Source organism: Vibrio sp. 10N.222.55.C6, from assembly GCF_041473395.1.
GTDB classification, from domain to species: Bacteria; Pseudomonadota; Gammaproteobacteria; order Enterobacterales; family Vibrionaceae; genus Vibrio; species Vibrio crassostreae_C.
On the sequence record NZ_JBFRSD010000794.1, the window covers coordinates 1 to 533 of the forward strand.

Sequence of the window (533 nt, forward strand, 5' to 3'; positions counted from 1 at the left end):
CCCCTTATCAAAGTGATATTGAGGGTGAGGTGGTGTTTGGTGTTCAAGCCGAAAACCGTTTGACTAAATCTGGCAAGGTATCGGTGTCTGTTAAGCCAACGCTTTATACTTCGAAAGTGACCCAGCAAACCGAGTTCGCACTGAAAACAGGCCGTACTAATACAGAATTCCAAACTGGGATCTACACTGGGCGCGAAGCATTGAGTGCATTGGTCGTGGTTCAGGTTGAGTTGGAGCCGGGCGAATCCGTTGACCTGCGTTTCGCACAGGTGATGGCACACAGTAAAGTTATGCTCAATGGCTGGCACTCAGACAAGGCTTACACGCAATTCTACCCACAAGCAAAGCCTGCCTTACCGATGTTACAAGATGTTTTGCCAAAGCTTGAGGTGATTGAGCAGAAGATTATTGAGCAACAGACCGCTTTCCTAGAGCAAGCTCAAAGCAAAATATCACAGCCTGAATCAGCGCTACGCTATGCGACGATGGCGATGAACTCACTGTCGTTTTTAGCCGAATCTACGGTATGGGAT

General features: G+C 48.0%; 1 pseudogene. It reads left to right on the forward strand.

From position 1 onward, the window contains the following. Window positions 1-533: pseudogene (locus AB4486_RS26225) on the forward strand (glucosylceramidase); the annotation flags it as partial.